Origin of the sequence: Helicobacter sp. UBA3407 (assembly GCF_949747025.1) — a bacterium.
Classification (GTDB): domain Bacteria; phylum Campylobacterota; class Campylobacteria; order Campylobacterales; family Helicobacteraceae; genus Helicobacter_D; species Helicobacter_D ganmani.
The window spans coordinates 1-4,286 of sequence record NZ_CATKCB010000200.1; the positions used below are offsets into that span (position 1 = coordinate 1).

General features: G+C 36.6%; 5 protein-coding genes. All 5 read left to right on the forward strand.

Going from position 1 to position 4,286, the window contains the following annotated elements; translation table 11 throughout:
• Window positions 1-2,304, forward strand: a 2,304-nt coding sequence (gene dnaE / locus Q1553_RS07290) for a DNA polymerase III subunit alpha (protein WP_300842866.1), incomplete at its 5' end; no start/stop codon positions are given.
• Entirely contained in the window at window positions 2,292-2,654 is a 363-nt protein-coding gene (locus tag Q1553_RS07295; protein ID WP_115550798.1) for a translation initiation factor, read from the forward strand. The genes dnaE and Q1553_RS07295, both read left to right, overlap by 13 nt.
• Window position 2,655: 1 nt before the next feature.
• Entirely contained in the window at window positions 2,656-3,447 is a 792-nt protein-coding gene (locus tag Q1553_RS07300; RefSeq protein ID WP_297579958.1) for a pseudouridine synthase, read from the forward strand.
• Complete coding sequence (locus Q1553_RS07305; protein ID WP_297601450.1) at window positions 3,444-3,548, forward strand: sugar transferase; 105 nt, start codon at window positions 3,444-3,446, stop codon at window positions 3,546-3,548. Before Q1553_RS07300 ends, Q1553_RS07305 begins: the two co-directional genes overlap by 4 nt.
• A 103-nt stretch (window positions 3,549-3,651) precedes the next feature.
• Window positions 3,652-4,173: a hypothetical protein gene (locus Q1553_RS07310; RefSeq protein WP_300842867.1), complete on the forward strand. Its 522-nt coding sequence runs from the start codon at window positions 3,652-3,654 to the stop codon at window positions 4,171-4,173.
• Window positions 4,174-4,286: the final 113 nt, after the last annotated feature.

A 4,286-nucleotide genomic window follows, 5' to 3' on the forward strand; every position in this document is an offset into this window, starting at 1 on the left:
ATGAAATACGATTTACTCTTTGAGCGATTCTTAAATCCCGAACGCGTAAGTATGCCAGATATTGATATGGACTTCTGCCAAAGCAGGCGCGAGGAAATTATTAATTATGTTACCGAAAAATATGGGCAACACAATGTAGCGCAAGTCGTTACTTTTGGTATGATGAAAGCTAAAGCGGTGATTCGTGATGTGGCACGCGTTATGGGAATGCCTTATGGAGACGCAGATACCTTTGCAAAACTAATTCCAAAAGAATTGGAAATCACCCTAGAGGAAGCCTACAACAAAGAACCAAAAATCGCGGAACTCCTTGCAAGTAGCCCACTTGCAAAAAAAGTGTGGGATTTTGCAATTATTTTAGAGGGCACAAAGCGGAATCCCGGCACACACGCGGCGGCTATCGTGATTGACTCTGAACAAGAACTATGGCACAAAGCCCCGCTTTATCGCTCTTTGCGTGATGGAATCGTTGTTACGCAATACTCTATGAAATTCCTTGAAGATGTGGATTTAATTAAATTTGACTTTTTGGGCTTAAAAACGCTGACTTTGATTGACAACGCCTTAAAACTCATCAAACAGAGATATAACAAAGACATAGACTTCCTAAGCGTAGATGTAGATGACAAAAAAGTCTATGAAACTTTGCAAAGTGGCAATACACTTGGCGTCTTTCAGATAGAATCTAGTATGTTTCAAGGGATTAACAAGCGTATGCGTCCAAGCACTTTTGAAGACATCATTGCTATCATTGCACTAGGGCGTCCTGGTCCTTTAGAATCAGGAATGGTGAGCGACTTTATTGATAGAAAGCACGGCAAAGCACCTATTGTTTATATGTTTCCAGAATTAGAGCCTATTTTGCGTCCTACTTATGGAACAATTGTATATCAAGAACAAGTAATGCAAATTGTGCAAAAAATTGGGGGGTTTAGTTTAGGAGAGGCGGATTTGATTCGTCGTGCAATGGGTAAAAAAGATGCAAAAATTATGGCAGACAATAAAAGCAAATTCGCCGAAGGTGCGGTTGCACAAGGATTTAATAGAGCCAAAGCGGAGGAATTATGGGAACTCATTGTTAAATTTGCAGGCTATGGATTTAACAAATCCCATTCTGCCGCTTATGCTATGGTAACTTTTGAAACTGCCTATTTAAAAACTTATTATCCTAAAGAGTTTATGGCGGCTCTCCTCACTTCAGAAAAAAACGATACAGACAAAATCGTAGAATACATTGAAGAAGCGAATCAAATGGGGATTAAGGTGCTTCCACCCAATATTCAAAAATCAGAACTAGAGTTTAGCGTTGCAGAAGTTAATGGAGAAAGCTGCATTTTGTTTGGACTTGGCGCAATCAAAGGAGCGGGAGAAGTTGCAATCAATATCATTTTAGACGAGCGCAAAAATAGTGGAGATTTTAAAGATTTAGAGGATTTCTTAGGGCGCATTGACCCACAAAAAGTAAATAAAAAGGCATTAGAATCTTTCATTAAAAGCGGTGCAATGGACGATTTCAACTACACGCGCAAATCCTTATTAGAACAAATAGAATCTCTAACCGAAGCCGCAAAAGCAGCACAAAATGCCAAAAAAGAAGCAGAAAATTCACTCTTTGGCAATGATGAAGAATTAGTAGGAGTGAATCTCAACTTAGAACATTACGAAGAATTTAGCCAAAAAGAAATTTTGGAATTTGAAAAAGAAAGCTTGGGATTCTATGCTTCTGGACATCCGCTAGATTCTTACAAAGAAATATTCAAATCTATACAATGCACTTCCACGAATCAAATCAAAGACATCGCCGAAAATAGCCGTATTTTGATTGCGGGCAAGATTGAGGATATTATCAAAAAATTTTCAAAAAATGGCAAACCTTATGGAATCTTAAAACTTCAAGATTTATATGGCAGTGTAGAATTAACAATTTTTGAACAAACCTTAAAGCAACTAGACAATATAGAAGACAAAGAAAAACCAATTGCAGTCAAATGCCTCGTGCAAGAACAAGATGAAACCAAAAAACTCAAAGCAGAAAAAGTTTTAACCTTAGAGGACGCAAAAAAAGAAAAGGTAGATTTTGTGATTCAAAAGGCAGATACTAGCGAACCTTTGATGCTTGTGCTAGATTTTCATACAGACACGGACATCTTGCGACTCTTAAAAGAAGCCGCACTGCGTCATCAAGGCAAACGCGAACTTAGAATTCTATTTAGAACCCAAACACAAGAGCTAGAAATGATTAGCGCATTATGCGTGCATAGTGAAATCAAAGAGGAATTTAAACAACTCCAATGGCAAAACTAAACTTTACCTTAGAAGCAAAATTTCAAGACACATTGGACACTTTATGTAAAAAATGCGGGGAGTTAAAAAGTGCGTGTGTTTGCAAAAGTAACCTTACCCTAAAAGAAAAGGATTCCTACCTTTTAGGTATTAATGAAGAAAAAGCCAGCGGCAAAGACATTACGCGTTGTGGAATCTTTTATGAGAGCAAAGAGGAAATGCAAAAGATTCTAAAAGAGGTAAAAAAACATTTTGCAAGCGGAGGAAAGCTAGAGGAAAAAGAAAGCGGAATCTCCCTTATTTTGCAAGGTAAACACAAAGAAAATCTCAAATCTTTTCTGAAAGAAAAAAATTTTAAATTTAAGAAATAAAATGCGACTCAATCAATACATTGCACACCATTCTAAATATTCAAGACGCGAGGCAGACAAACTGATTCTTGAGGGCAAAGTCAGCATAAAACACAAAGTTATCACAGACTTTGCTTACCAAGTGCAAGAGGGAGAAAAAATCTATCTCAACGACAAATTACTAAAGGCAAAAGAGGAATACACGATAATTGTTTATCACAAGCCAAAGGGCGAACTTGTAAGCAAAAAGGACGATAGGGGACGACGTGTCATTTTTGATTCCTTGCCTAAACGATTCGCACATTTTACGCCTGTGGGGCGACTAGACTTCACAAGCGAGGGCTTGCTTTTGCTTAGTGATAATGTCAAAGTTGCGCGCACCCTTATGGAAAGCAACTTAGAACGCGTGTATCTGCTTAAATTATCGGGCAAGATTCAAGAAAATGTGTTTGATGCAATGGAATCAGGATTAAGCCTAAGCGACGCAAGCGCAGGTGCGCATAGCAAAAGCAAGATAACGCGAATGGATTTTGCACCCTTTGCGGGCTATACTTGCATTAAAAATACCTCAAAATACTCCAAAATCAAAGTTGCAATCACAGAGGGAAAAAACCGAGAACTTCGCCGATTTTTTGCGCATTTTGGGTTAGAAGTGTTGGACTTGAAACGCATTGCTTATGGATTCGTGCATTTAAACAATCTTCCAAGCCAAAAGGTAAGATTCCTAGAACGCAAAGAATACAATAAACTCCACGCATTCTTAAGAGAGATAGAATCCAAAAATCCACAAAATAAACCAAAGGAGACAAAATGAATCCCCATTCCACCAAAGATAGAATCCAAAACCACTTGGCTTATAAACTGGGGCTTTGTATGATTGCTTTTAATAAAATAGTGGGGGGGGGGGCAAGATAAGCAAAATTCTTTAATCTTAAAAATTTTTTATTTTCCTAGCTTTCTTTTTAATCTTTTTAAAATTATCCAGCTTCACAAAGCCAAAAAACGCAAATATAACGAAATGATAGAAATTTTCCCATCTTTAAAATATCCTCCCTTGCAATCTTGTAAAGATTATCCAGAATCTTTATCTTATAAATACCATTTAGCTTATCTCTTAGGAGAAGCTCTCTTGCAAACTAACAAAACTTGGTATAGGGGAAGTTATTTCACTCTCCACAAAAAGATTCAAAAAGCAAAAGAAAAATATCAAGAGATTTCATATATTATAAAAGAATTAAAAGCTTTTAACCAAAAACTCTATGAACAAATAGATATTATAGAGCTAGCAAATTCTAGTCAAGAAATCTATTCTTTATTGCAAACTTATAAAGATTATCCACCACTTCTCCAAACATTGTTTTTAAACTTTTCTTTTTTTATGCAATATCCTAATGAAATCTTACAATGGCTTAACTCTAAAGAATTTAAAGAACAATATATTAAGACTAATCACCCTTATCCTCCTTTATTGAATCCTGATAGATTGAATGCAAAGAGAGAATCTAAAGAATGCAATGTAGAATCCCAAAGAGGAGAATAGAGATTCTATCCAATCTTATCCAAACTTAAGTTATGAGAGTATCCCTGCGGAACTTGCTTGGGATTTGAATTTGCCATTGCCGAGGAATTATTGTGGAATATTGGTTTTTTTTG